Origin of the sequence: Pseudomonas sputi (genome assembly GCF_021603585.1) — a bacterium.
GTDB lineage: Bacteria > Pseudomonadota > Gammaproteobacteria > Pseudomonadales > Pseudomonadaceae > Aquipseudomonas > Aquipseudomonas sputi.
This window is the reverse complement of the sequence record NZ_BQHI01000014.1, coordinates 95,511-119,015: the sequence shown is the minus strand read 5'-3', so window position 1 is coordinate 119,015 and position 23,505 is coordinate 95,511. Positions and strand designations below refer to the sequence as shown.

Here is a 23,505-nt window from a genome sequence, read left to right as displayed (position 1 = left end):
GGGCTGCATCGTCATCGTCATCGTCGTCATCCTCATCCTCGTACCTATCGATATTGGATTGCGAAGACGTTACGTCGTCGCGCACCCGCTCCCAGGACGGCAAGTGACCGCAATGCTTGTTGAGAGTGCGATACCGCCGCACGGCAGAGCGCATCTGCTCGATCTGCCAGTCACTGAACTCAATCTCTTCAACATCCATATCCCTTCCCCTTTGATGGTGGGCGCGAGGAATACGCGTGGAGGGCAGCGGGCGCTGTGGTTTTAGAGTAGTTCCTAACGCCATCAGTTGTGGATGCTGCCATGAACTCTCCGATGAAAAGCCCGCTCGACGGTCGGCCACCCACGCAAGAACTGATCGACAAGGACAGTCGGCTCTCAGCGTTCCGCGTGAGGCCGCGTGAGCTGACCCCTTTAGGGGCAAAGCTCGCGGATGCTGTCAGCAGCATTCTGGGGCTCGGGCTGCTGGTGGCGAGCGTGGCAACTCTGCCCGACTGGCGTCACCCGGCACTGCCGGAACTGGTCGTAGCCATTGGTGGCGCTGTCGCGGGAATCTGGTGTTTGCGCTTGATCGCGCGGGAGGTCTTCCGGGTGAACACCCGGATTGATCTGGATCTTGACTCAATCCGGGTGCGCAGGCTGCGCGGCTGGGAGCGCTTTGACCGTCGTATTGTCCATCAGTTTTCTCTGTTACCGCATGACGGCGCAGAGCGTGAGCGGCGGCGCAATGATCTCGCTACCCGCGAGGCAGCAGCGAACGGCCATGTCGTGCAGAAACCCGTTTACTACGGCGACTCTTTCCATGTCGTTCTGGTGTATGCGGGTCACCGCATCAATCTCCTGACGGTATATGGCAGACAACAAACGGAAGCCATCGTCGCCCGTTTGCAGTATTGCGACCAACTGTTGGAACAGGAGGCCAAGCGCGTCGGTGCGCGCACGAACCCACATGTCGGTGCCGAATGGCACGACTCCCCCGGAGGTATCTAGTCATGTTTCAGAGCATTCTGAATTTAGTAGAGATCGTGCTGAGCTATATCGCCTATCTGACTTTGGCGTGGATCGCCTTGGAGTTCCTCTGCTGGCTGGTGGCGACGTTGTACCGTCAGGTGCTGCTCTTTATCGACTGGGTGTTGCAGTGGCTGGTGTGGGGCACTGCCCGGCTCGGCACTTCCCTGAAATCCATAGTGCTGCATAGCCTCTCGCTGGTACTGAATGCGCTGCTGGGCGCATGGCTATTCCTGTACCAGCCCAGCGTTCTGGCTCTGCAGAAAATCTCGTGCGCCGTGCGCCAGTACGTGAAGCTGCGCCAGCTGTTCTGGAAGTACGGACGCCAGGAGTTCGCCACCTTCGGGAAATTCAAACGGCACATGCTGGGTGAAGAAGAGCCGCCACCAAAGGCGAAGCCAGAAAAACCAGCACCCGAAAAAAGCGGTTATGCCCAGGCGCTGGAAGTGCTGGGATTCTCGGAAACTGCAGCGCTCGACAAGACGATGCTGAAGACCCGGCACCGTGAGCTGGCGGCGATTCTGCACCCGGACAAAGAGTTTCCCAATCAGGTGTTCATGCAGCAGGTCAACGATGCCGTTGACTACATCAAGAGGGCAAAAAAATGGAGATGATCAAGCAGCAAGACAAGCCTCTGAGCTTGCTCGAAAAAGCGCGCCAGGAACTGGCCGCGTTCAATCGCAAGGGCGTTGCTGTACCGCAAGCCACGTCCACGCATGCCGGAGTCACCACGTCAGAACCATCGCATGGCGACCGGATTCTCTACTGCTCGAAGGTGCCGCAAGCCTCGGCTGTGCTGGTCCTGAAGCTGCATGAGAAAGGTGCAGAGATCACCGATGTGATCGCGCGTCGCAAGGCAGTCGCACCCGGGCAAGGAGGAGCGCAGGCCGTGCGCAACGACCTGGTTCTGCGCGCTCTGCTGTGCAGTAACTATCAGGGCTGCCCGCACTGCGATAACACCAGCCTGGTGCTGTGTAGTGACTGCGGCAACCTGTCTTGTGTTGCGGATGAGGCGGACTCGTTGTTTTGTCCCGTCTGTTCGCACACCGGAAGGATCGTCAGAACCGGCATTAAGCTGGAATTTTCACAAAGCCGGAACGGGCACCAAGGCCAGTCGCAATCGGGGCAGAAAATGCTGGCAAAACCGACAGGCCGTCCGGCCCTCCTGAGCAAGCCTAAATAGCCGCCCTGACACGAGGACTTTAAAACATGAACATGCGCGCACGGGCTTTAGGCGTTACCGAGGGGCTCCGAGTCTTTCAGGAATTTATCCTGCAATTTGATGAGCTTTTCGCAGTCGCTGGTGAATTCTTCCTCCTGGATGAAGTCACGGCCCGTCTGCTGCAAGAACTTCTTGATCCAGAGGCGGCTGCCAATGGATCGGCTGTACTGGTCTTTGCAGAAAGCGAACAGCACCCGCGCCAAGGCGCGGGCGATTGTGCGGGGTGGCAGCCCCTGGCGCTCCAGCCCGCGAATATGCGCCAAGAGCTGCTGTTCCACCCAGGCGGTATCCGGATCGCTTAATAGCTCATGTAATGCCGTCGGTAAACTTTCTTCCATGTCACCCTCCTTGGAGAAAAACCCTTTAATTGACCTTTCCACATTGCTTTCGCCCGCGTCCAGAAAATTCAGCAGGTGATTTATCGTGAACAGCAAAGCGCCGTTTAATGATGCTGCAAGGGAAAAGGATGTCGCCGAAAAACAGAGAATTGCGGAGTTGCAGCAGGAGCGTGATCGCCGGTTGCAGGAGCTCAAAGAAGAGCAGAAGCGCAGGCGAGAGAATGATATGGAAAAAGCGCGGCAGCAGATTCTCCTGAAGCATAATCGGCCCGCGTTGAAGCCGGACGATGTACGCACGAAGCCGTTGACGGCTGAGCAACTTGAGGAGCGAACCTGCCGCGTGGTGGAAGCACAGAATTTGAAAGAGTTGAATGCGATCAGGGAGCATTGCAAACGTAAGATTGCTGCGCTTGAAAACCCTGCCCTGCAACATCAAAGCCAAGCGGCGATTGAGCGAACCCGTATCCCGCATGAAATCACAAAAATATTCAATGGAATTCCGAAAGATCGCGATAGCCAGGAGCGCGAGCGCTGACTTCAGTATTTTCTTCTGGCTTTAAAAAGATCGCCTCTGGCGATGCAGATACACCGTAAAGGTGACGCGGCACTTCGGGCCGAACTTCCTAAAAGCTAACGATCCAGCTTGAGGCTGACCTTTATCTCTGTGTGTACTTAATATTGAAATGGCAGGGAGTCGTATTTTTAATGTCTTATATATGCATCCGAAAATAATATTTTCTGTTTTTTGTTGATTTTGCTTCCGCTCTTCTGATATGGGTGAAATATGCAATATCAACATCGTTTTCTCACTGCTGTTCTGATGCTCATGCGCGACTAACGCGCACGAACCCTATTGCCCAAATCCCATCATTTTAAGTCCGTCCCCACACACGCCTCGTCGCGGTGTCATGTGGTTTGGACGTCATATAGCTATGTTTAAGAAAAGGAATAAAAATGGAAGATTATCAAAGACACAAGGCGCAAAAAAAACTCCAAGACCAACGCATCGCAACATTGCTGGGCGTTCTTCTGGATTTTAACCAACCGCCAGAAAACTTCACGGCAACATTGGAAGGGTTTTTCGCATCAGACAAGGAGAGAGTCTCCAAAGAGTTTCGCAGGGTCGCTCAGTATGACTCAGGAAAAGTTAGGATCAACCCATATGAAAATATAGCGGATCATATCGGATCAGTTGGAGGGGTGGCGTATGCCGGATTGCTCTCCAATGCCTTTGCATGGACCAATAAACTGACGGCTGATTACGATGCTCTGTTGATTAGGGTCAATAAACTTTTTAAGGCCGTCAATGAATTCTATGAAATTGCTCTTCCTCGGAATGGCAGCCCTGGTGCGGATTGGAGCGAAATCGATTCCTTGGCTCCTAAAATTCCTTTTTTGAAAGAGCGCATAATAGATGAGTGCGATTTCTCTGCGGATATAATGTTCTACTACGAAAAATATAAATATAAGATGAAAGATCAGTCTCTGGTTAGAGAGCATAACGGAAATCATTATTATGGCGACCCGTATAGCACGTTCTATTTGCCGAAGGACGACTGCGAGATGCTATACAAATTTCAAGAGCGTGGCCTTGAAAGGTTTAAAAAGTTGATAGACACAGAAAAGCCGATTGTGAAAGAACGAATAGCGGCTATACGCAGACTGATCCCTGAGTGGAAGCATTTAGTAGGATATCAAGCAAATGGGCATGATGACCTGCTAGGGTATAAACCCTGAAGCCCTGAGCTTTCAGCCAAAGTCGGAGACCGAAACTGTGGCTCTTAGACAAGAAACCTGGCCGGTTCATCTGGCCAGGTTTCATCTTTTGAAAGAGCGAAGGGCTGAGGCCACTCAGGTTTTTTTGGGGTGAAGATCAGCACACTCTCCTTTGTACAGGAAAGATTGTTTCCTTTGATCCATTCTCGATGTATCGAGGAGATTGCACCACTTCTTGAGAGAGTCGAGATACTCAGAATATTTGTCTGTTCCAACAAGACCGCACTGACGCAGGCACATGAGACTGGCTGGATTATCCCCTTCGAGAATCCGGTGAACTGTATAGGAGGCTGAGCGCAGCGCTCCTTCGATAAATCCGTGATAGTCGGAGTATGCTTCGCCGCAGATATGAATGCGGGCTGGCGTGTCGGTGGTAATTTCGCCGAGTCGGCCCATCACGTGCCAGTATTTCCGTTCTGGACGCCACATATGGTTGGCTCCCCCATAGGGGAAGCGACCCCAGTCGCGAATACCCCACCAGAGAATGTCATCCTTCTTCAAATCAGGGACATTGTTCTCGCTGATATATTGGACAATTTTGTCGAGCAGTCTCTTTTCCGTTGCTTCCGGCAAAGGATTGTCTGGACCATCTTTATAGGACACCGACATCTGCTTACCAGGCGGGACATAATTCGACCAAAACGCTTGAGCTGGCAAATCAGTGTAGAACATGATCATGCCATAATGATCGTTGTGGGTCGCAGGCCAGTAATGCAGTTCACGTGTGGGAACGCGCGTGGCATAGCGGTTGGCCATAGGCTCATTGCCCCACCAGCGGTTCTTGACGACGACAAATACTTTAACCATCGGGAAAGCCGCTGCTGATCCTAATAATTCCGGCAATTCTTTTTCCGCGTCAAACACCTCCGCTGACCTCTGTAACAGGCGTTTTATCGGCCCTTTTGGCAGGGCCAAAATAACTCTACTGAATTGCTCTGCCCATAGTGTTTCGCCAATTTTAATCTGAAGAAGCCCCGTATTTTTTTCGGTGCCCGAATCGTCTTGGACTTTTACGAACTCAATGGCGGTAACTTCAGAGTCTTTCCTAAGAACGACGCGGCCCTGGCAATCGTCTGCGATCTTCTTCCGAAGTTTGATGATGAGTGAGGACATGCCGCCATACACGCCTTTTAATCCATCGCTGATTGAAAGTCCTATCAACCACCAGGTCAGCCATTCGGCAGCATTAGGGTTGAGCGAAAGCAAGTGATAGAACGTACCAAGATCGCGGATCTTCATGATGGCGTCATGGCTCAGATAATCACTGAGCAGGTTCCAAAACCCTTGTGCATAGAGAGGCACTCTATCGATCTCACCATAGAACTGGATGGCGATGTGTTGGTCCGGTCTAAGGGTACGAACCCAGTCCATGTAAACCGGGAGAATATCTTCCCCGGTCGCTGCGGCGAGCTGGATATCGGAAATCAGATCATCCCGAAACTTCTTGTAGCTATCATCGTCTTCCGAGAGTTCAACCTTCATCATGATGCGCAGCATGGCGAGCTGCATCAGTTGAAGTGGTGTTTTCCCTTCCTCTTCTGGCCGGAGCTCATAACTTGGGTCTCCGACCGAGGCCGGTGAGGCATAGGCAGGGAATTCAACAAGCGATGCCTCTGTTTTGTCCTTTGCGTTGCGGGCGTCTGGCTTAATATCCAAGTGCTCAAAGAGCCCCCTTAAAAGGATTTGTTTATCCAGCTCCACCCGCATGGGGCCAAACTCTGCATAGAACTCCAGCTTTTTATAGTCAACCGGGTCTTGATCTTCCTCGCCGGTCGGCACAATGGCCTGGATTTCAGCGTTACGAGGCTCCGGCCCTTGCTGTAGGCGGACTGTCAAAATCCGTCCACCGAACCGGTTGGTCGCCTCAAAAAGAGTGACCTTTTTCCCCTGTTTCCCAAGGATGTAGGCGCAGTAGAGACCCGCGATCCCCCCGCCGACAATCGCTATTTTCTCGCTCTCTTCTGCGGCCATATCACCTTCCTGTGAAGTGTGTTGCGGCTGGTCAACAAACCCAAGACATACGAGAGTTAAGGTGAACTCTGGCTTTGAAGTATGGTGCAGCCAGCGGCGTATTCCACCCTTCGACGATCAAAAGCTGAACGGGGCATCGTGTTATAACTCGAAGGCGCTGCCGCCCAGCCGATGTGCCGCTTAGTGAGACACGCGGATGGCCTGATTTTTTAGCCCTGAGGCGGCGCGCAAAAGTGCAAGGTGAGGATTGCGGAGTCTTCAAGAAAATGCGGCCCGCAGGGCCGATTTTTTTAGAACAGCGAGAGCTGCCTTGCCTTCTGGTGCGCCTCTGACCAGCTCGGAGACTGGGCAGCGTACTCCAGCCACGCCCGGACATAGGCCACCGCACCGCCCTCTACCTCGATGTTGTCGGCGCGCTCGAAGTGCGACCGATAGCCAGTGGCGCTGATCGGCAGCGGTGCCCGTCCCGCCGCGCTTATTTGCAGATGGGAGAGAGCATGGCCATAGGTGGTGCGGTAGGTCTCCGACCAGTTCGGGGTGTGCAAGACCTCTATAGTGAGGCCTTGCCAGATGAAGGTTTCGCGGACAGAGTCCATGATGAAGTCCTTTTCCTGCCTGTTAGCGATTCCAGAACACATGCACCTGCCGGTAACCGGCCTCAATGATGAACACGTCACCATTTAATTCCATGTCACGAGCCATGGCTTCGTAGTCGATGTAATAGGCCAGCGCGTCGGGAATTTCGGTGGTGCCTTCCGTAAGCTCCTGCGCGTAGTCGGCCAATGAGCAGTAGCAGCCGCAGTAATCCTCCTCGGCGGCCTTGCGGGCTTCCTCGATGCTCGAAAACTGATTGAGCAGGCCGCTTCCGAATTCCGGGAACTCCTCGATGAAACAGGCGATCTCGTGCGCGGTATCAATCCCTTCGTACTCGCCCAAGGCATAACCATCGAATCCTTCATAATCATGAATCGCGTATTCCTCGGCATCCGGCACGGGCGATGCGGCCAGCATGGCGTTGATCTGCTCCTGGATGCCGTCAACATCCTCAAGCGCGTCAATCCACACACCGTGAAGGTAGCCGCTGTTATAGGCGGCAAGGTCGGCAACGTAAATTTTGGGCTCGGTGGTCATGGTCTTCGTCTCCTGTAGGGCTTCGAGGTGCTGTGCGTGAGGTCGCACATGCACCTCTGCCCGTCGGCGAGACCGGGGAGGTAAAACGCAAGGGGCCGATAAAGGGAGGGGGATCACCCGGCCTGCACAAGCCCATGTCTTCGTATGGGTGCGGAAGGTCGGGGAAACCCTTTATCGGGGCGAAGCTTTACCCTTGCGTTGCGCCAGGGGTAGCACCCCTTAGCCGCTTTGCTTTCTTCGTGAAAGGGATCGTTACCGAATAGGCCGGGATAAGGCTTTCCCTTGGCACGGTGCGCGGCCAAGCGCATAGAGCACGGCCTGGCGGCGCAGCCGTCAGGTTCGCCAGCCCATGGTTTTGTTCAGTTCAGATGCTGTATCAGGGCTTTCACTTCACCTTCCTTTTTCCATCGTCACGCCTCGTGCCCTTTTTTGTTTTGGCTGTAGCACAAACGTCGCCTCTGCCTGCTGCAAGTCATCAATGACTCCTCCTCTTAGCGTTGCGGCCCTCACGGGTGCTGCGCAGCCGACGCCTGTGCAGGCACAGCGTCACAAGGTCACGAAGGGTGGCGAAAAAGGCAAAAGGAGATTTGAAATGAAACTGCTGACGATCTTTGAACTGGCTGCAAAACCTGAGCACGAACTGCGCGCGCTGTACCGCGAGGCCTTCAATGAAGCCGCTCGTGCTGACCGGACAAGTCAGGAACGCCTGAGTGCCCTCGCCTCGCTGGCGAACATCCGCCGCGTGATGAGCGCAAGAGCGTTGCACCCTTGAGCCCTCATTCGGAGCAGGCATAAAAGCCCGCTCCGGATTGCCAATCAGGCCTGGAGCCAGGCCTCCACGGTGGCGGCACCGTACTGGGCTTTCCACTCTTTCAAGACGCGGTGATTGCCGCCCTTGGTTTCCACCACTTCGCCGCTGTGAGGATTCTTGTAGCGCTTCAATACACGCGGACGCCGATGCGCGCCAACGGCCTTCTCCTGCTTGCGGCTAGCCGGGGCAGGATCAAGGATGGCAATGACGTCCTTTAAACCCTTGCCATAGGACTGCATCAGGCTCGTCAGTTTTTCTTCGAACTCGATTTCTTTCTTTAAGCCCACATTGGTTTTCAGCGCTTCCAGTTGAGCAAGTTGCTCCTGGAGCGCGCGCTCAGCAGCTCGAAATTCCGCCAATTTTGACACTGTTTTAACTCCTGGTAGGGCGCGCTCGAATATAGCAAAGCCTGTCCTGATCTTGCACGGGGCGATTAATTGCCGCGCAAGGCTCGGCAACCATTCAAAATTCTGAACCAGGAAACCGTTCCCAATGGAAGGTGAATAAAACCAGTTGCTCAACGGGTTCATAGAACATGATTATTTTGTCAGCACCCATTTGTTGATAGTGATAAGCAGGCACACTTGCTACATGAAAGAAGGGATTACCAGCAGGGCTTCGGGGATAAACGGGCGTGATACCGTTATGCATGGATTCGGAAATGTACAATGACATACTACCCCCCCACACGTGGTCCAAATCCACATCGCCGCCGATTTGCTCGACAAATGTACGCCTATCCCTGTCATCCAACTGCTGACCCTGCACAAGCCCGTCCGGCCAAAAAAGGCGACCTGTTCGTTTGTATTCCTCACGGGCTGCTGCAAAAGCGGCATTTTGCTGCTTGTAATAATCAACCAGTTCGGAGCGAGCTTCTGGATAAGGGTCAGGTAGATTTTCATTATCGTCATGGAGAAAGAAATAACGAGGATCTCCCATGAGACGGTAACGCCCATTCTCGACCTTGAATCCGATCCAGTTCGTATGAAGCAACGCCGAGTGATAATCAGTATCTTCTGTTGCAGCGCCAACAAGATGGTGCTCGGTGGGCTCCAAAGGGCTGAGCATGAATAAAGAACCTGACCATTCCGGATTCACAATATCCAGATTGATACCGAACAATGGGTGCAGATGCTCGGAAAGGTCGGCCTGATCGGGTACAAAAACGAACTCCGGATCTGGAAACGGGTACAAACCAACGGGTTCCTGCGTGTAGTCAGGCCGCCGCTCGATCATTTGTCGGCAAACTTCCTTGAAGTGGAGATCTTCTCTCCCCTCAGACCGGAAATATTTCGCCAACTCTACAAAAATGGAAAAGTGAGCCTCAGTGAGGCTGGATAACTCATTGGCAGAAAATGTGTAATTATAGCCGTCGTGCATCGACAAGACGAACGATTGCAAATACTGCGCTGAAACATCACGCCCGTTAATCAATAAATCGGCATATGTCTGAAAAGGGGATTCGCCCATGGTATTAGTCCTGGATATTTAATTTAAAAATCTCGCAAACCTACCGGTCTCTCCACTAAAGCCGACTAAAACCGACTAAAACCGACTAAAAAATCAGCAGATCAGATTCCAAGCTTGTGGAAAAACACTTTATTGCGTATGTCAGCATCTTTAAGGACTTTGTCCCAGCTCAAAACCTCTATGTACAGGTTGATATTTCCCTGCCATTGAAACCAGCCCAGACGATCTGGCATAGGTTTAAAGTCTTTTTCTCGCTCTAACCATTTCTCAACTTTCGGCGTAATGTCACAAACAACATACCCATAAAATGGGGTATTTTCAGCGACAAGTATTTTCCGCCCCTGAGGAGTTTTATATTCGCCGTCTCTTATACGGTTAACATACCGAACTATCTGCTGAACTGGATCTTCTGAAGACGAAGGATTAACAAAATCATCCCTCTGCGGCTTTTTAAACTCAAATATAGTTACCGGATTTCCTACTTCATTATCCCCTCTAAATAACACGCGCCTATCATAGACAATCAAGTCCGGCCTATCAATATTCCCACCACCGAGAGGTAAGTCGGATGAAACATAGTTTGTGAAATTCAATCGCTCATCAATAATCCATAGATTATGCTCTTCAAAGGAAGCCTTTTCACTATCACTTTTCCTTGGAAAAATAATGTCATGAACAGCTCCTTCCGAGGAGTATTTACCATCCGGATCAACTTCAAGGCTTTTCCTGAAAACATCCAATACATTCCGCCTCAAGGCAATGTAGTGAATTAAGTCATTTTTACTGCTCTCTGATATCTTGCTAACAATTCTAGTAACATTTTCCTTTAGCTCTTCAATGCTCCCCTTTTCCAAAAGCTGCACCACCTCACGCCTAATTGTCACCTCGCGTTCATATTTTTCTTTCTGTAGTAATGACTCAATTTCGGCTGGAGGCGCGTTGTAGGGCATGGCTGACAAATCAATACTTTTTAGAATATTTCGGTGCCAAGGAGCTTCTTCTTCAACATAGGATTTAACTCGCTCGGATTTACGATCCTGCCGAGCATGTATATCTTCGCCGACTGCTTGAATGGCAACTTGCGCCGCTGCCTTCTCTATTTCACCTTGGGAAATCCCAAGCAGAACATCGTTATCCTTTTGGAAGTTAAACCCACCACGCTCTAAGGTCACATTCCCATCTAAATACTCACCAAAAACATACGCTTTGATAATAAAATTTCGTTCGCGATTAGACTGGCCGGTCGAGTCTTTATCGTAGAACTCTTCTATGAATTCTGGAATATAGCTATGAATCGGGGTTTCTGTAACTTCCCTCTTGTGAGCGACTAAGCTTATTTTACTGCGCTGACTTTTAGGAGAGTACAGCTTGAAAACTCTAACAGAGAATTCTTGATTTTTTATAACGCCCTTTAGAGAGAGCTTACTATTGGGCACTAAAACTTCTTTAATTACACCGGAAAGCTCATTGCTTATGAACTCATTTAACACTATAGAACCTGAGCCGTCCGCCTCCTCTATAGTTATCTCAGGACAAAAATATCCATCCGTAATAAAGTACGGCAACAGCTTTTCAACAAGATTTCTGGCAATCGTTGTTATCTTTTTATCTGTAAATTTTCCATCTTTTACCGAGGAAAGTCTGATTCTTGCCCCCGTCTTTTCAATAGCCGAAGCAACTATTTTTTCATTTACGATTATATCGTTTGACTTCCCCATTGAAAAACTACGCTTCTTAAAATAGCTACCATCCTGGTAGATACTATCGACGTGCAGGTTTTCAAAATACTTAAGGCAAATAAACCTTCCAAAACCTTTGCCGCCGTCGAGCATTTTATGATCCGAATAAAGAGTGTCAAAGGACTCTCTATTCTCAGGAGTAAAGCCTATTCCATTGTCTGATATTTCAAAATTCTCTATGGCGGGCAGTGAACCGTCAAGCTCCCCCTGATCTGAGCGTTCTACTACGATTTTTATTTTCCCACTGTTCTCAGCTTTTGCTTCTATTGCCTGAATAGAATTTACAATGACTTCGATTATTGGAGTATAAGCAGTGGTTCCAGATTTTATATTTTCGACAGCTCTCTTTATATTTACATTGCTCATCGTATGCCCCTCCCTCTATTCCGTATATTTCAGCATGCCGCCAATATCCATAGCCTTGATATACTGGGCCGGGTTATCGCCGCTGGCAATTTCTTCAAAATGCTTTTCGCCGCATTGAATTTTAGCGCCCTCGACATGGCGTAGATCGCCCCACCAGGTGCTGCCTTTGGTTTCTACCACGAAGTACAGTTTTTCCTTGCCTTCATCATCGACGACAACCGCCCAGTCCGGGTTATAGGTGCCCAGCGGTGTTGGAATTTTGAACCAGGATGGCAGCTTCGCGTACACCTTTACGGCTTCGTTCTTTTCCAGGTCTTCGGCGAAGGTCTTCTCTACACCTGCCGAGTCATAAACGACATGCGTATAGACAGACTTCTGTGTTTCGAGGGTGTTTTTCAAATAGCCTTTCAACTCTTCCTGCTGGAAAAGTTCCTGCGCGTAGAAGTGTTCATCGCCAATTTTGCTGTACTTAATACCATCGACCAGGGCCAACCGCTTGGTACGGTTAATGGCCTCCGAGGCATAGTCAATGAACTGCTGCGGATTACGGGCAAAGTCCTGCAGACGGCGGCTCTCAGTGAGAATCTTGACGATACTGCTGCGGGTTAGCTGCGTCTTGTCCTGCAAGTCCGTGATAATGTCAGGAAGCTCAATGTCATCCTCATGGATCGTTGTGAAACGGGAGACGTCAGTCTCTTCCGCCGTAACGCCGCCTTTGCCTATCGCAATGTCAGCCTTCCGGAATTGCGCCCTGGTTTTGGTGATGGGCGGGCAGTCCAGAATTGCCTTGGCACAATCGGCGATAAGCTTGTCGTTGTTGAAGTCCACACGGTATGTGGTTTTATACTTGATACGCTCCCAAAGAGCCTTGAATTCTTCGCTCTGAAGAACGGCCTCTCGGGTGCGAATAATTCTGCGGTCATCCGCATTTTTGATATCGAGTTTGCCAGCGAGCTTCTTAAGAATGCCCTGGATGTCTTCTTCGGCGACATCCGCTTTGCTACCAAGCTCGGCCCTGATATCGTCCGGCAGCTTGAAACTGCCGTCTTTCAAAGCCGTACGAAGGCTGTCCTGAACCTTGCCCTTAGCGTCAACAAAATCTTCGCTTTTCAGGAATTTCCAGATTTTGTCGGACTGTCCTACACCCAGCGGTGCCGCCTCGCCCTTGTCGTTGACAATCAACACCGTCGCAAACTGGTGAGATTCAACAATACCAAAGCGGATGCCGGTATCTTCTTCAATTTCCCTCTGAAGATTTTCGGCAAACTCTTCATAGCTCTCGGTGGCAATGACAGTCAGCGTGTTGATGTCAGACCCGCGCAGGCGCTGCCCGTCCTGGTTGACACAGAGACGCAAGCCCCGACCGATTGTCTGGCGGCGCTCACGCTCCGACCCCATATCGCGCAGCGCGCAAATCTGGAATACGTTTGGGTTATCCCAGCCTTCTTTCAGGGCAGAGTGGGAGAAAATGAATTTGAGCTTGGTATCAAAGCTCAACAGCTTTTCCTTCTCCTGCATAATCAGGTTATAGGCACGCTCAGAGTTATCACGACCTGCCTGGTTATTTTCCGCAGTATCGACAAGCCTTTCCTTCTTATCGATGGAAAAATAGCCGTTATGGACTTCGGAAGCATTTGTTTCCAGATCAATTTCATTGAAGAGGCTTTGGTAGTCGCTGGACTTCGCGAGCTTGGTATATTCCTCTTCAAACATCGTGGCATATTTGCCTTTGACTGCGTTTCCGTCTTCGTCGTACTGGCGGTAATGCTCAACGCTATCGATAAAGAACAGACTCAAGACCTTAATAGGCTGCTTGTTGGCAGCGAAGGTCAGCTCCTTATCTAGATGCTCCTTGATCGTGCGCCGGATCATCAGGCGCTTGATTTCATCCGGACTCACAGCCCCAATGGCTTCGCCGGAACTCAAAACCTGATCAATGCCCGGACCTTTGATCTGGATTGACTCGTTATCCTTGCCGCAGGTGATGGTTCCAACCTGCATGTTTTCATAAATGGCACGATTAGCAATCTGCTCCAGATCGTCACCATCTTCAACCGTCAGTGTCTCGCGGCTGATTTTCTTTCCACGCTGCACATCGATTTCTATTTTTGCAGTGATCGAACCTTTACGGTTATGGGTGGATTCGAGCTTTATATAAGGCTTGTTGTTTCCACCCTCGATTTGGAGGGAGGCAACCTCGATCTGTTTGACCAAGCCCTGGTCATAGGCATCGACTGCATCGAGACGATAAACCATGTGGTGCTTATCGACGTGCGTCGCTGAATAGCGCAGGGTGCAGAGTGGGCTCATGGCATCCAGAGCCTTCTTGCCCTGTCCTTGCAGGCCACCGTCCACGCTTTGTGGTTCGTCCACAATAATGATCGGGCTAGTGGCCTTGATCAGGTCGATAGGCTTTTCGCCGCCTGTATTTTCATGCTCTTTATAGAGATTGTTGACGTCCTTTTTGTTGATAGCACCAACAGTCGTCACCATGATTTGGATATTGGAGCTGGTGGCGAAACTACGCACTTGCCCAGGCTTAGATGAGTCGTACAGGAAATACTCGTAGCCTTTCGCCTTGGGATACAGATTCTCGAAGTGGTCGCGTGTAATCTTAAGGGTTTTATTCGTGCCTTCTTTAATCGCAACAGAAGGCACGACAATTACAAACTTTGTAAAGCCGTAATTCTTATTCAGTTCAAATATCGTGCGCAGATAAACATAGGTTTTACCTGTGCCCGTTTCCATTTCTACCGTAAAATCGCCGCTGGCGAGATTACCAGCAGGGCGTAGACCATTGGCGAGCTGGATCGCATGCAAATTGTCGAGAAGTTCTTCATCAACCAGTTGCAGGCGGTTGCCAACACCAAGTTCATTTTCCGCCAGACCAAGTGAGGACTGCGGCCCGGATTCAGGACGATAGGTTACCGTGAATTCCGAGCGCGAGATTTCCTGCCCTTTAAAAAGGCTGACGACGGACTCTATTGCCGCCATCTGATAGTCAAGATTGTCTTCAAAATGCAGCTTCATCAGTGACTCTCCTTACAAGCTGCGAACATGGGATATACCGTTCTGTTCCAGAATGGCGGCCATGTTGGTCTTCGCTATGTCATCACTGAATGCACTGTCACGGAAAAAGACATGCGTATCTGAGGACGGACTCAGTTCTCCGTACCATTTGAGAATTCCCTGGGCAATATTTTCAACATCGGCCTGGATGATAGATTCATCAAGGCACGCAAACAATACACCATAGCCAATGCTGTAGACTTCTTTGCCAGATACATTCCTGCTTTCGATTGGCACAGCCAGATCGATACCGCGCTTGATTAGAAGCTCATAAAGAACATCGTGCTCAGAGCGTCCCTCGATTAAATGCTCCTGATGAGAAAGCAGTGTTTCCTCAAGATCGGCACGATCTGGATTCCAAGCCTTGATATTGGAATTTGCAAGCTTAAAAACTTTAACCCCACTATCACCAAAAGACTCGGATAGATCAGAGTTTATCTGCCGAGCCGCCGCCTTAATTCTTGCCAGTGATATCTCTGATATAGTTGAATGGCCAGCCTTGAATGCCGCACTTGATTCGTCTACTTTTTCTGGTAATTGAACACATACGTATCTTACTGATGATTCATTGTCTTTGTTAAACTGAAGCACCGCGTGCGCGGTTGTTGCAGAGCCAGCAAAAAAATCCAACACAATGTCTTCATCATTGACAGTCTGCTCAAGTATATAGGTTATAAGCGCTACAGGTTTTGGAGTATCAAAAAGGCCTTTCCCAATAAGCTCTTTTACCTCAAGAGTCCCAGCTTCGTTTGCGAATTCTGGGCCAATCCAAACTGATTTTGGCTTTATACGTTTTTCACCATCGCTAGTGTCAGCATAATCGACTTGAAAAACATCCCATCTCTTTTCTTTTCCAACAGGTTTAGCAACTAGCTCATCTAGTCTCTCAAAAGCGGTAGACCTTCCCCATCGCCAGCGGCCGTCGGAATCATCAGATAACTTAGGCACAACCTTGACAGAAAATCTATCATCGCCATCCAATGATATTTGGCCATCTTTCGGATCGACATAGAACGGGTAGTACATATTCGGTCGATCTTCTCTCTTTGCTCCAGAGCCCCGCTTCCTTAGTCCTTGTAAACGATATTTTCTGCCATTTTTATCAACCTCAGAATACTCCTCTAAATAGCTTTCCGGTAACGGAACCCCTCTAGAGACGAAGCCTCCCTTGGAATAAGCAACCATATAGTTGTGAGCCGTGGCAAAATACTTATCATCACTCCTACCTTTAAGATTACTAACTACAGCCACATTCCCCAGAAAGTTTTCTCTTCCAAATATTTCGTCGCATATCTTTTGAAGATTAGCTAGCTCATTATCGTCAATTGATATAAATATTGCTCCATCATGAGCCAACAAACTTTTGGCAAGCTTCAATCTTGGATACATCATACTCAACCAGTTTGTATGATACCTGCCTGAGCTTTCTGTATTGCTAGAAAACTTTACTCCCTCGTCATCAACCTGACCTGTATATTTTAGATATGTGTCAAGATTATCCTGAAATCTATCGGGATAAATAAATTCCTTTCCCGTATTGTAGGGAGGGTCGATATAGATCATCTTAACCTTGCCTGCATAGCTCTTTTGCAAGAGCTTCAATACCTCAAGGTTGTCTCCTTCGATAAAGAGATTCTTGGTCGTATCCCAATCAACGCTTTCCTCTGGGCATGGCAATAGCGTGCCAGTAGATGGTGTGAGTGCTATTTGTCTGGCCTTCTTTTTTCCGTGCCAATTCAGTCCGTACTTCTCATCACCTTCGTCAATGACCCCGGCATCACCCAGTAATTGCCGCAGCGTTTCAAAATCTACACAGCCATCGCCAAAGGCTTCGGGAAATATACCTTTGAGTTGCTTGACATTTTCGGCGACGATATTCGCGCTTTCACCGTCATGTAGGGTCACTTTATCCATAGCGGCCTTGTTCATTAAATGCTCTCTCTAATTTTTTCAATTACGTCATTGATCTGTTTGATCTTGGTATTCAGCTCAACCTGCCGCCCCATCTGGTTCTCTTTTTTCAGCTTATTGGCGATCTCTGTCTTTTGCAGGTTGAGCTTTTCAAGCTCACGGAGCCGCTCAAGACGGCTCTCACTGGATTTATTTTCTATATTATCGCCTACGTCCCGCTCATAGCGTCCGCTATGGGCGGCACAGTTAATAGCTATGACACGTTCAGTCAGGCTTTTATAGAAACTAAGGAAATTGGTGAAGGAAAAGCTGTTGATATTGCAGTCTTCCAGAAAGCCTGCCTGCGCCGCTGTTGGCGCGGCAAGGTCTATCCAATCCGTGTAAAGGGGGGCTTCGACAACCCATTTTTCCTTGTCAGCCTGGTTGATGCGCTTGTCGGAGAGGCTGAGGCATATCTGGTTGCCTTGACTGAACAGCAGGACGAGAGGGTATGGGATCGACCGCTGCATAAAATTCGCGATGCGCTTCAGCCGCTTAGCCGATGTCAACTCCACCTGGAGAACCGCTATTTCAGAGAAGTCGCGATCGCTATCAACATAGGAAGCGACGTTGATCGTGGCGGCTTTTAGGGTGTAGAGCCAACGTATCTTATCGACATCATCCTTCAGGGCCGTTTTATCGGCGATGTCCAGCACTCCGTTTTCGAGAAAGAGCTTCTTGAAAACGGGTTTGTTCAATTCACAGGATCTGGGAACTGAAAGATGGTCGATGAAGGCTTCCAGTGTTCCTGGCGTCATAGCGTTTCCTTGCCTTACGGAGCGTCCGTGATGATGAGGTAGGTTACAACGGCGAAATCCTCAATGCCCTGGCTGCTCGTCGCGGTCAGCACTGTACCTCCTCTAGTGAAGAGGCTTTGCACACCTTTCTCTTCGCTCTTGCCTGCAATGCTATCCACCGCGACAGCCAGCAATTGTTGGTACTGTTCCATGTCGGAACCATTCCTTGTACGGTCGTTTACCTGCCCGGCAGCCTCACTATCGACGGATGTTGCCGAGAGGCCGTGTTTCTTCAGCAGGTCGAGCACCTTCTTGCTTTGCGTGAAGTTGAGCTCGACGACAGCTTCGTCGGAGACATAGACCAGGAAATATGGCGCAAGCGGATAGTTATCATCCACCTGGACAGCCCGATGACCATCCCTGATGCTCTTCAAGCAGAAGATTACGCCAGGCTTGAGGCCATCAGCCTTAAGGTCTGCATCAATGGTGACGGCGGCGTATAGGCCGTGTGGAGCCTGCTCCAGCAGGTGCAAGCCCTTCTTCATGTAGCCTGAAAGATCCATGCGGAAGTCGTTCAGGGTTAAATCCGTGATGGAGACGCCGCCCGCCATGTCTTCCAGATCGACCACGGCATCTTTGAGCTGCTGAAGCTGCGTGCGGCGATACTCCAGGTCGTTCATTTCCTGGGCGTTGGCGTCGATGACGTTTTCCTCGCCCGTGGCCGAGACGTCCAGAAGCATCATGCGGCCCGCCACCCTGGCTTCGAGGTTGATGTACTCGTCCAGCTCCATATTCGGCCAGAAGTTTATGAGCTGGATTTTCGTGTTTTTCGAGCCCAGGCGGTCAACACGACCAAACCGCTGGATGATCCTAACCGGGTTCCAGTGAATGTCGTAGTTGACGAGCGTGTCGCAGTCTTGAAGGTTTTGCCCCTCGCTGATGCAGTCAGTAGCAATCAGCAGATCGATCTCAGCCTTGGCGTCGGGATCGATCTTTCCGCGTTCTTTCGACACAGGGGAGAAAGCCGTCAGGAGATTGTTCAGATCCGAGCCCGCCCCGGCCAGGGTCGTTTTGTTGGTGCCGCCGCCGGTAATAAGTGCGCTGTGGATTCCCAGCTCGTCCCGCGCCCAATCGACAAGATGGGCGTAGAGATACTTCGCGGTATCGGCGAAGGCCGTGAAGACGATAACCTTCTTGTTTCCGGGGTTTAGTGGTTCCCGGACTTTTTTGGCAATGACCTCTTTTAGCTTTTCCAGCTTGGCATCGCGGTGTTCGTCAACTGTTTGCGCGGACTCGACGATAGAGGTCAGGAAGAGCCGATCAGCCTCAAGCTCCTGCCTGAACCGGATGAGATCCATGTCCTGGAGCAGGACACGGGTTTTGTTGCCGATCATAAAAGGCTCAAGCTCGGGCGAGTCCATTTCAAAGTCGTGAATATCCTCGATATTCAGGGCTTCGATGTCGCCGCTTTCATGGGCTTCGATCTTTTGCAGCAACACTTCGACCTGAGCCAGGAGCTTTTGCGAGGTGAGTGTGAATGAGTTGATCGAGCTTTCCATGCGCTTGAGCAAATTCACCCGCATCAGGTGGATCAGGCTTTCCTCCCGGTCAACCTGCTTGAAAACGCTCTTGCCGTCGCCAACAGCATTGTCATAGCGACGGGCGTACTCATCCTTCTTGTCAGTCCGGACGAATTTCATAGGCGAGTAGCCCGCTAGCGAAAGCCTGCGGATCGTTTTGTTCACTTCCTTCAGCGGCGGAAATTCGTGCGTTGAATCGAGATCGGCATAGATGTTCTGTGGTGGCAGCCGCACAGGGAACTCGCCAATGTCTGCCGTGCCGTAATATTTCTGAATGTGCTTGCGGGAGCGCGCAATGGTGACGATATCCAGCAGCTTGAAATAGTCGAAGCTCATCGTATCCAGCAAGGAAGCCACACTGCGGTTTTCAGGCGGTTGCTTGACCCACTGGTTGAACTGCTTCTGCGCCAGGCGCAGCGTGCTTTCCACATTCTTGATGCCTACATCGCTGAAGGCATCGTCGCGCCCCTCGGTGATGAAGGCGACCTGATTTTTCAGGTCGTTCATGCGATTGTTCACCGGCGTGGCGGAGAGCATCAGCACTCTGGTTTTCACGCCTGACTGGATGATGTCCTCCATCAGGCGGCTATAGCGGTTTTTGGTGCCTTTGGTGGGGTTGTTGTTACGGAAGTTGTGCGACTCATCAATGACAATGAGGTCGTAATTTCCCCAGTTAAGGGTTTCGAGATTGATCTCGCCGGAGCTGCCTTTCGTGCGCGACAGGTCTGTATGGTTCAGTACGTCATAGTTGAAGCGGTCTTGGGCAAGCAGGTTGCGCTTGTCGTTGACGGTGTAGATCGTCCAGTTATCCCGGAGCTTCTTCGGACACAGCACCAGCACACGGTCATTGCGCAGCTCGTAGTATTTGATGACGGCCAACGCTTCAAAGGTCTTACCTAAGCCGACGCTGTCGGCGATGATGCAGCCGTTGTGCTTCTCAAGCTTGTCGATAGCACCCAGCACACCGTCCTTCTGGAACTTGTAAAGCTTGTTCCAGACAAGGGTGTCCTTGAACCCGGTCTTTGTCTTGATGATGCTGTCTTCGTCGATGTCATCGAGGAAGTCTTTAAAAATGTTGTAGAGCGTCAGGAAGTAAATGAAGTCGCCCGGCTGATCGGCGGCGATGAACTCCAGCTTCTCAAGGAGCTCGTCCTTGATGTCTCGGGCTTTAGGAGCGTCCGCCCAGACAGAGTTAAACCAGGACAGCAGTTGCTTGGTCGTTTCTGGCTCGTTGATGCCGGTATTCATCAGCGGGGTATCGGCCTGCACCTCTCCCAGACCGGCAGGAGTGAAGGCAGAGCTGCCATGAATGGCAAAGCTTCCCTGGCTACCGTCTTCGACAAGGAACATATTCTGGGCCGCATTGGCTGACCGTACCTCGGCCTTGCTGGCGAGCCATTTGGCGCATTCTCTGGCGATACGCTTCTGGTCGAGCTGGTTCACGAGGCGCAGGTCGGCATCCGACCCGATGAGCTCCTGGAGAGGTGAGCCTTCCCAACTGGAGAGCAGCAGCCTTGCGCCGTCGATGCGAGAGAGCTCCTTCCTGAGCGCCGAGAAGCCATAGATGGTGAACAGGCCTGAAAGCACGGATAGCTTCGATCCTGCGGCCAGGTGTTCCCGCAGCGTGTTCCCTACATGGCCGTTATTTCTGTTGTCCAGTAACAAAGCTTGTCCACCCCAACTCAAGTGCGATTTTTGGTCGTTTGCTGGTCGATCCAGTCTTCTATAGCGGCTTTCCGGAACCGCCAGCTACCCCCTACCTTGAAGCCGGGGATCTTCCCGTCGGCGGCAAGACGGTATGCCGTCTTCTCCGCAAGCTTCAGGTACTCGGCCACTTCCTTCAGGGTCATTATGTCTTCAGGCATTTCACCGGCCCCTATTTTGAGCTTGAGAGAATAGGGGAAAATCGGGGAACGGCCAACGGCGAATGTAGGCTTCCCGCCAGTTGGCTGAAAGCTCTGACATGACGGCGATGGGAGTGTGTGACTGAGGAATCGCCACAAGCTCGCCACAAACTCAAAATGCCCACGGCGGACAATCGCGGATTCCTGCGGGTTTCAGCGTGTGGCATTTTGTGGCAGAAACGGCCCCAAGGGGCCGTTTTATTTCCGCAATACTCGTCTAACTCATTGATTTAATTGATGGAGCGGGTGAAGGGAATCGAACCCTCATAGCCAGCTTGGAAGGCTACTTTTTGTTTATGATTTTCAAATAGATAGGATGGTTTGGCCACAAATTCGCCACAAGCCTCTACTAGGCACTCAATAATTCACCAACGAGGGCGCGGGTTGTGGCGGCGCGAGCGTCATCGATTGAGGGCAATAGATGACCATAGGTGTCCAGGGTAATAGCAGCACGTGCATGCCCCATCTGCGCTTGGACATACTTGATGTCGCAGTTTTTCATTAGCAGACATGAAGCGAAAAAATGTCTCAGTGCATAAGGGGTGTATTTGGGGCGCTCCACACTTGTCTTGCTATCCTTCACCATCAAGCCCGCTTTCTTCATAACGGGAGCCCAAGCGCTGGCCCGAAAAGGAACCAACTGCATCGGTTTGCCTGTGCGTGTGCCAAACACTAGATCGTCAGGACGACCCTCCTTCCCCATGAAATCCCGGATCATGGTCATGACCTCCGGTCCCACGTCGATCACACGGTGACCAGCGCGGCTTTTGGGATCGCCTATTTTTCCAGAACGATCCATAGCCTGACTTACGCGGATACCGTTATTTAAAACGTCGCGTCGGGGAAGGGCCACATACTCTTGGGGGCGCATGCCCGATGCCACAGCCAGATAGATCATCGGGCGATACCGCTTCCAGGCATCCCGAATTTGAGAATGCGAGTCTGCCGATAACTCATCTGCGGCACGAAGAATTTTCTTAACCTCTGCATGGCTGGGGATTTCAATCTCCGGCGTGTCAGCCTGAATACGTACGCCTAACGCCGGGTCATGGCCAATGTGGCCGCGACTGACCATTTCCAACATTACAGAATGCAAAGAGCTCAAAACCTTTCTTGACTGATCGCGACTATATTGATTAAGCAACCAACTGCGAAAGTTCACAATGTCCGGTTTTGTGATGTCTTGTAGCGTTTTCCCCCAATGATATTCATTGATGATTTCGGCGCGGCGGCTGTATAGCTTCATGACTGCCGATGAAACAGGCTTTCTACCATCTCGCCCCTCAGCTTCGCATATGTTCAGCCAGGATTGTACGGCGGCATCAACAGTGCTTATTTTTTTGTTCAGGTGTTTTCGAGCGGAAAGACTTTCTACAAATGCTTGGGCTTCCTTGCGAAGACCAAAAGATTTGTATGCGTATCCGGTGGATGAGGATTTATCTGCGTACCGAACTTGATACACAATCCCATTTTTGCTTGTTCTTTTTCGAATATCGGACATGATTCGTCATATCGTATTTAGCCATTCCGGTCAAATACTCCCTTAAGGCTTTCTGCATTTATATGCGCGTTATTTTTGGCGTTTACCTGACAAGTGTTATAAATCTCTACCAGCAGATTTTTGTCTATTTTTAGCCTTCCATCGATGGGATCAACGAAGAATGGCAGCTTACGTTTTCCATGTGCATCGGGATCTGCGGCGCGCTTGATTTGTCTCTGGGTGAGCTCAATCCCGTTATTGGCAAGTACGTCTCTGGCCTGTTCTATATTCACGTATCGTGGAAACTCCATGGCAATATCAATCCCCTAATAATTAATCCCCGTTAAAGCTTGTAATCTTCGGCAGCACTCCGGTACGGCCCGTTACTGTGAAGCTTATTGACCTGCTGCCCCAGTTTGTTGCGCGGCACGACCTCTTCACCAAATTCGTTTATGGGATTGACGTAAAGGGTCACGTTTTTGAGATGCTTAACATTGTAATCATTCTCCAGCTCATGGAGCTTTTCATAGAATGCCTGGCGCAATTGGGCGACGGTCATCTCCCCTCTGATTATGATTTGCATCACCGCGTGTCTCTTTCCCCAAATAGAATATTTTATTATTTATATCTTCATGATGAACCCTGATCAGTTTATAAACTATTAATTTTTACACTCTATAGTTGTAGATTTTTCTTTGACGATTACTTGTCGATCCGCGCCAATTCCTCTTGATCCGAATGCGCCCCAAGAGGAACGCGAGAGGCGGTCAGTATGTTGCTCTGGGATAAGGTGGTGCCATGTTCCCACACGGGGGATTTGACATGGTTGCCTATTACTCTACACAGGATCTCTGTGAACGCTTCCGCTGCTCTAGCCGAACACTGTTTCGTCGCATGAAGCGGATGGTGAATCCGTTCCCCGCCCCCTGCATGAAGCATGCGGGAAGCTGCAATCT

At 50.5% G+C, this 23,505-nt stretch carries 21 protein-coding genes and 1 pseudogene; 6 read left to right on the top strand and 16 right to left on the bottom strand.

All coding sequences use genetic code 11. The annotated features are described in order from the left end of the window. Nucleotides 1–199: pseudogene (locus L6D81_RS19370) on the bottom strand (hypothetical protein); the annotation flags it as partial. Between the two features lie 101 nt (nt 200–300). Here L6D81_RS19370 and L6D81_RS19365 point away from each other — a divergent pair. From L6D81_RS19365 to L6D81_RS19355, 3 genes are read left to right on the top strand one after another with little or no spacing between them, the layout of a single operon-like run. Next, nucleotides 301–987, top strand: coding sequence for a hypothetical protein (locus L6D81_RS19365; RefSeq protein WP_236181503.1), 687 nt, complete (start codon nt 301–303; stop codon nt 985–987). Nucleotides 988–989: 2 nt separating this feature from the next. Continuing rightward, complete coding sequence (locus L6D81_RS19360; protein ID WP_236181502.1) at nt 990–1,619, top strand: J domain-containing protein; 630 nt, start codon at nt 990–992, stop codon at nt 1,617–1,619. Then, nucleotides 1,610–2,188 carry a TerY-C metal binding domain-containing protein gene (locus L6D81_RS19355; protein ID WP_236181501.1) on the top strand — a complete coding sequence of 193 codons (579 nt, stop codon included), beginning with the start codon at nt 1,610–1,612 and terminating at the stop codon, nt 2,186–2,188. Before L6D81_RS19360 ends, L6D81_RS19355 begins: the two co-directional genes overlap by 10 nt. A gap of 47 nt (nt 2,189–2,235) precedes the next feature. Here the strand turns inward: L6D81_RS19355 and L6D81_RS19350 are convergent, their stop codons facing one another. Continuing rightward, nucleotides 2,236–2,565: a hypothetical protein gene (locus L6D81_RS19350; RefSeq protein ID WP_236181500.1), complete on the bottom strand. Its 330-nt coding sequence runs from the start codon at nt 2,563–2,565 to the stop codon at nt 2,236–2,238. 85 nt (nt 2,566–2,650) lie between these two features. Here L6D81_RS19350 and L6D81_RS19345 point away from each other — a divergent pair, with 85 nt between their 5' ends. Both L6D81_RS19345 and L6D81_RS19340 read left to right on the top strand, forming a co-directional pair. Beyond that, complete coding sequence (locus L6D81_RS19345) at nt 2,651–3,100, top strand: hypothetical protein (RefSeq protein ID WP_236181499.1); 450 nt, start codon at nt 2,651–2,653, stop codon at nt 3,098–3,100. 419 nt (nt 3,101–3,519) lie between these two features. Continuing rightward, nucleotides 3,520–4,302 carry a hypothetical protein gene (locus L6D81_RS19340; RefSeq protein WP_236181498.1) on the top strand — a complete coding sequence of 261 codons (783 nt, stop codon included), beginning with the start codon at nt 3,520–3,522 and terminating at the stop codon, nt 4,300–4,302. Between the two features lie 114 nt (nt 4,303–4,416). On the opposite strand, the gene L6D81_RS19335 is transcribed toward L6D81_RS19340, so the two are convergent. The 3 genes from L6D81_RS19335 to L6D81_RS19325 all read right to left on the bottom strand — a co-directional run bounded on the left by L6D81_RS19335 (nt 4,417) and on the right by L6D81_RS19325 (nt 7,443). After that, nucleotides 4,417–6,312 carry a flavin monoamine oxidase family protein gene (locus tag L6D81_RS19335; RefSeq protein ID WP_236181497.1) on the bottom strand — a complete coding sequence of 632 codons (1,896 nt, stop codon included), beginning with the start codon at nt 6,310–6,312 and terminating at the stop codon, nt 4,417–4,419. A gap of 290 nt (nt 6,313–6,602) precedes the next feature. Next, entirely contained in the window at nt 6,603–6,908 is a 306-nt protein-coding gene (locus L6D81_RS19330; RefSeq protein WP_236181496.1) for a hypothetical protein, read from the bottom strand. 22 nt (nt 6,909–6,930) lie between these two features. Next, nucleotides 6,931–7,443 (bottom strand): antirestriction protein ArdA, encoded by a 513-nt coding sequence (locus L6D81_RS19325; protein WP_236181495.1) that lies wholly within the window; start codon nt 7,441–7,443, stop codon nt 6,931–6,933. A gap of 592 nt (nt 7,444–8,035) precedes the next feature. On the opposite strand from L6D81_RS19325, the gene L6D81_RS19320 reads away from it, so the two are divergent. After that, nucleotides 8,036–8,215 (top strand): hypothetical protein, encoded by a 180-nt coding sequence (locus L6D81_RS19320; RefSeq protein WP_236181494.1) that lies wholly within the window; start codon nt 8,036–8,038, stop codon nt 8,213–8,215. 44 nt (nt 8,216–8,259) lie between these two features. Here L6D81_RS19320 and L6D81_RS19315 read toward each other — a convergent pair whose 3' ends face one another. The 11 genes from L6D81_RS19315 to L6D81_RS19265 form a co-directional block, all read right to left on the bottom strand. Beyond that, nucleotides 8,260–8,622 (bottom strand): histone-like nucleoid-structuring protein, MvaT/MvaU family, encoded by a 363-nt coding sequence (locus L6D81_RS19315; protein WP_236181493.1) that lies wholly within the window; start codon nt 8,620–8,622, stop codon nt 8,260–8,262. Between the two features lie 94 nt (nt 8,623–8,716). Continuing rightward, a complete protein-coding gene (locus L6D81_RS19310) occupies nt 8,717–9,724 on the bottom strand; it encodes a hypothetical protein (protein ID WP_236181492.1) in 1,008 nt (335 codons plus the stop codon). Nucleotides 9,725–9,825: 101 nt separating this feature from the next. Continuing rightward, nucleotides 9,826–11,829 carry an ATP-binding protein gene (locus L6D81_RS19305; RefSeq protein WP_236181491.1) on the bottom strand — a complete coding sequence of 668 codons (2,004 nt, stop codon included), beginning with the start codon at nt 11,827–11,829 and terminating at the stop codon, nt 9,826–9,828. Nucleotides 11,830–11,844: 15 nt separating this feature from the next. Further along, nucleotides 11,845–14,859 (bottom strand): type III restriction-modification system endonuclease, encoded by a 3,015-nt coding sequence (locus L6D81_RS19300; protein WP_236181490.1) that lies wholly within the window; start codon nt 14,857–14,859, stop codon nt 11,845–11,847. 12 nt (nt 14,860–14,871) lie between these two features. Beyond that, the gene (locus tag L6D81_RS19295) at nt 14,872–16,827 is read right to left on the bottom strand and encodes a site-specific DNA-methyltransferase (protein ID WP_236181489.1); all 1,956 of its coding nucleotides are present in this window, start codon (nt 16,825–16,827) and stop codon (nt 14,872–14,874) included. Further along, on the bottom strand, nt 16,827–17,606 hold the full coding sequence (locus L6D81_RS19290; protein ID WP_236181488.1) for a DUF4391 domain-containing protein: 780 nt from the start codon (nt 17,604–17,606) through the stop codon (nt 16,827–16,829). Before L6D81_RS19290 ends, L6D81_RS19295 begins: the two co-directional genes overlap by 1 nt. A gap of 14 nt (nt 17,607–17,620) precedes the next feature. Beyond that, complete coding sequence (locus L6D81_RS19285) at nt 17,621–20,830, bottom strand: helicase-related protein (RefSeq protein ID WP_236181487.1); 3,210 nt, start codon at nt 20,828–20,830, stop codon at nt 17,621–17,623. A gap of 17 nt (nt 20,831–20,847) precedes the next feature. Continuing rightward, on the bottom strand, nt 20,848–21,015 hold the full coding sequence (locus L6D81_RS19280) for a helix-turn-helix domain-containing protein (RefSeq protein WP_373874319.1): 168 nt from the start codon (nt 21,013–21,015) through the stop codon (nt 20,848–20,850). Between the two features lie 403 nt (nt 21,016–21,418). Then, complete coding sequence (locus L6D81_RS19275) at nt 21,419–22,570, bottom strand: tyrosine-type recombinase/integrase (protein ID WP_236181486.1); 1,152 nt, start codon at nt 22,568–22,570, stop codon at nt 21,419–21,421. Nucleotides 22,571–22,587: 17 nt separating this feature from the next. After that, a complete protein-coding gene (locus tag L6D81_RS19270) occupies nt 22,588–22,842 on the bottom strand; it encodes a hypothetical protein (protein ID WP_236181485.1) in 255 nt (84 codons plus the stop codon). 50 nt (nt 22,843–22,892) lie between these two features. Beyond that, a complete protein-coding gene (locus L6D81_RS19265; protein WP_236181484.1) occupies nt 22,893–23,132 on the bottom strand; it encodes a RidA family protein in 240 nt (79 codons plus the stop codon). Nucleotides 23,133–23,505: the final 373 nt, after the last annotated feature.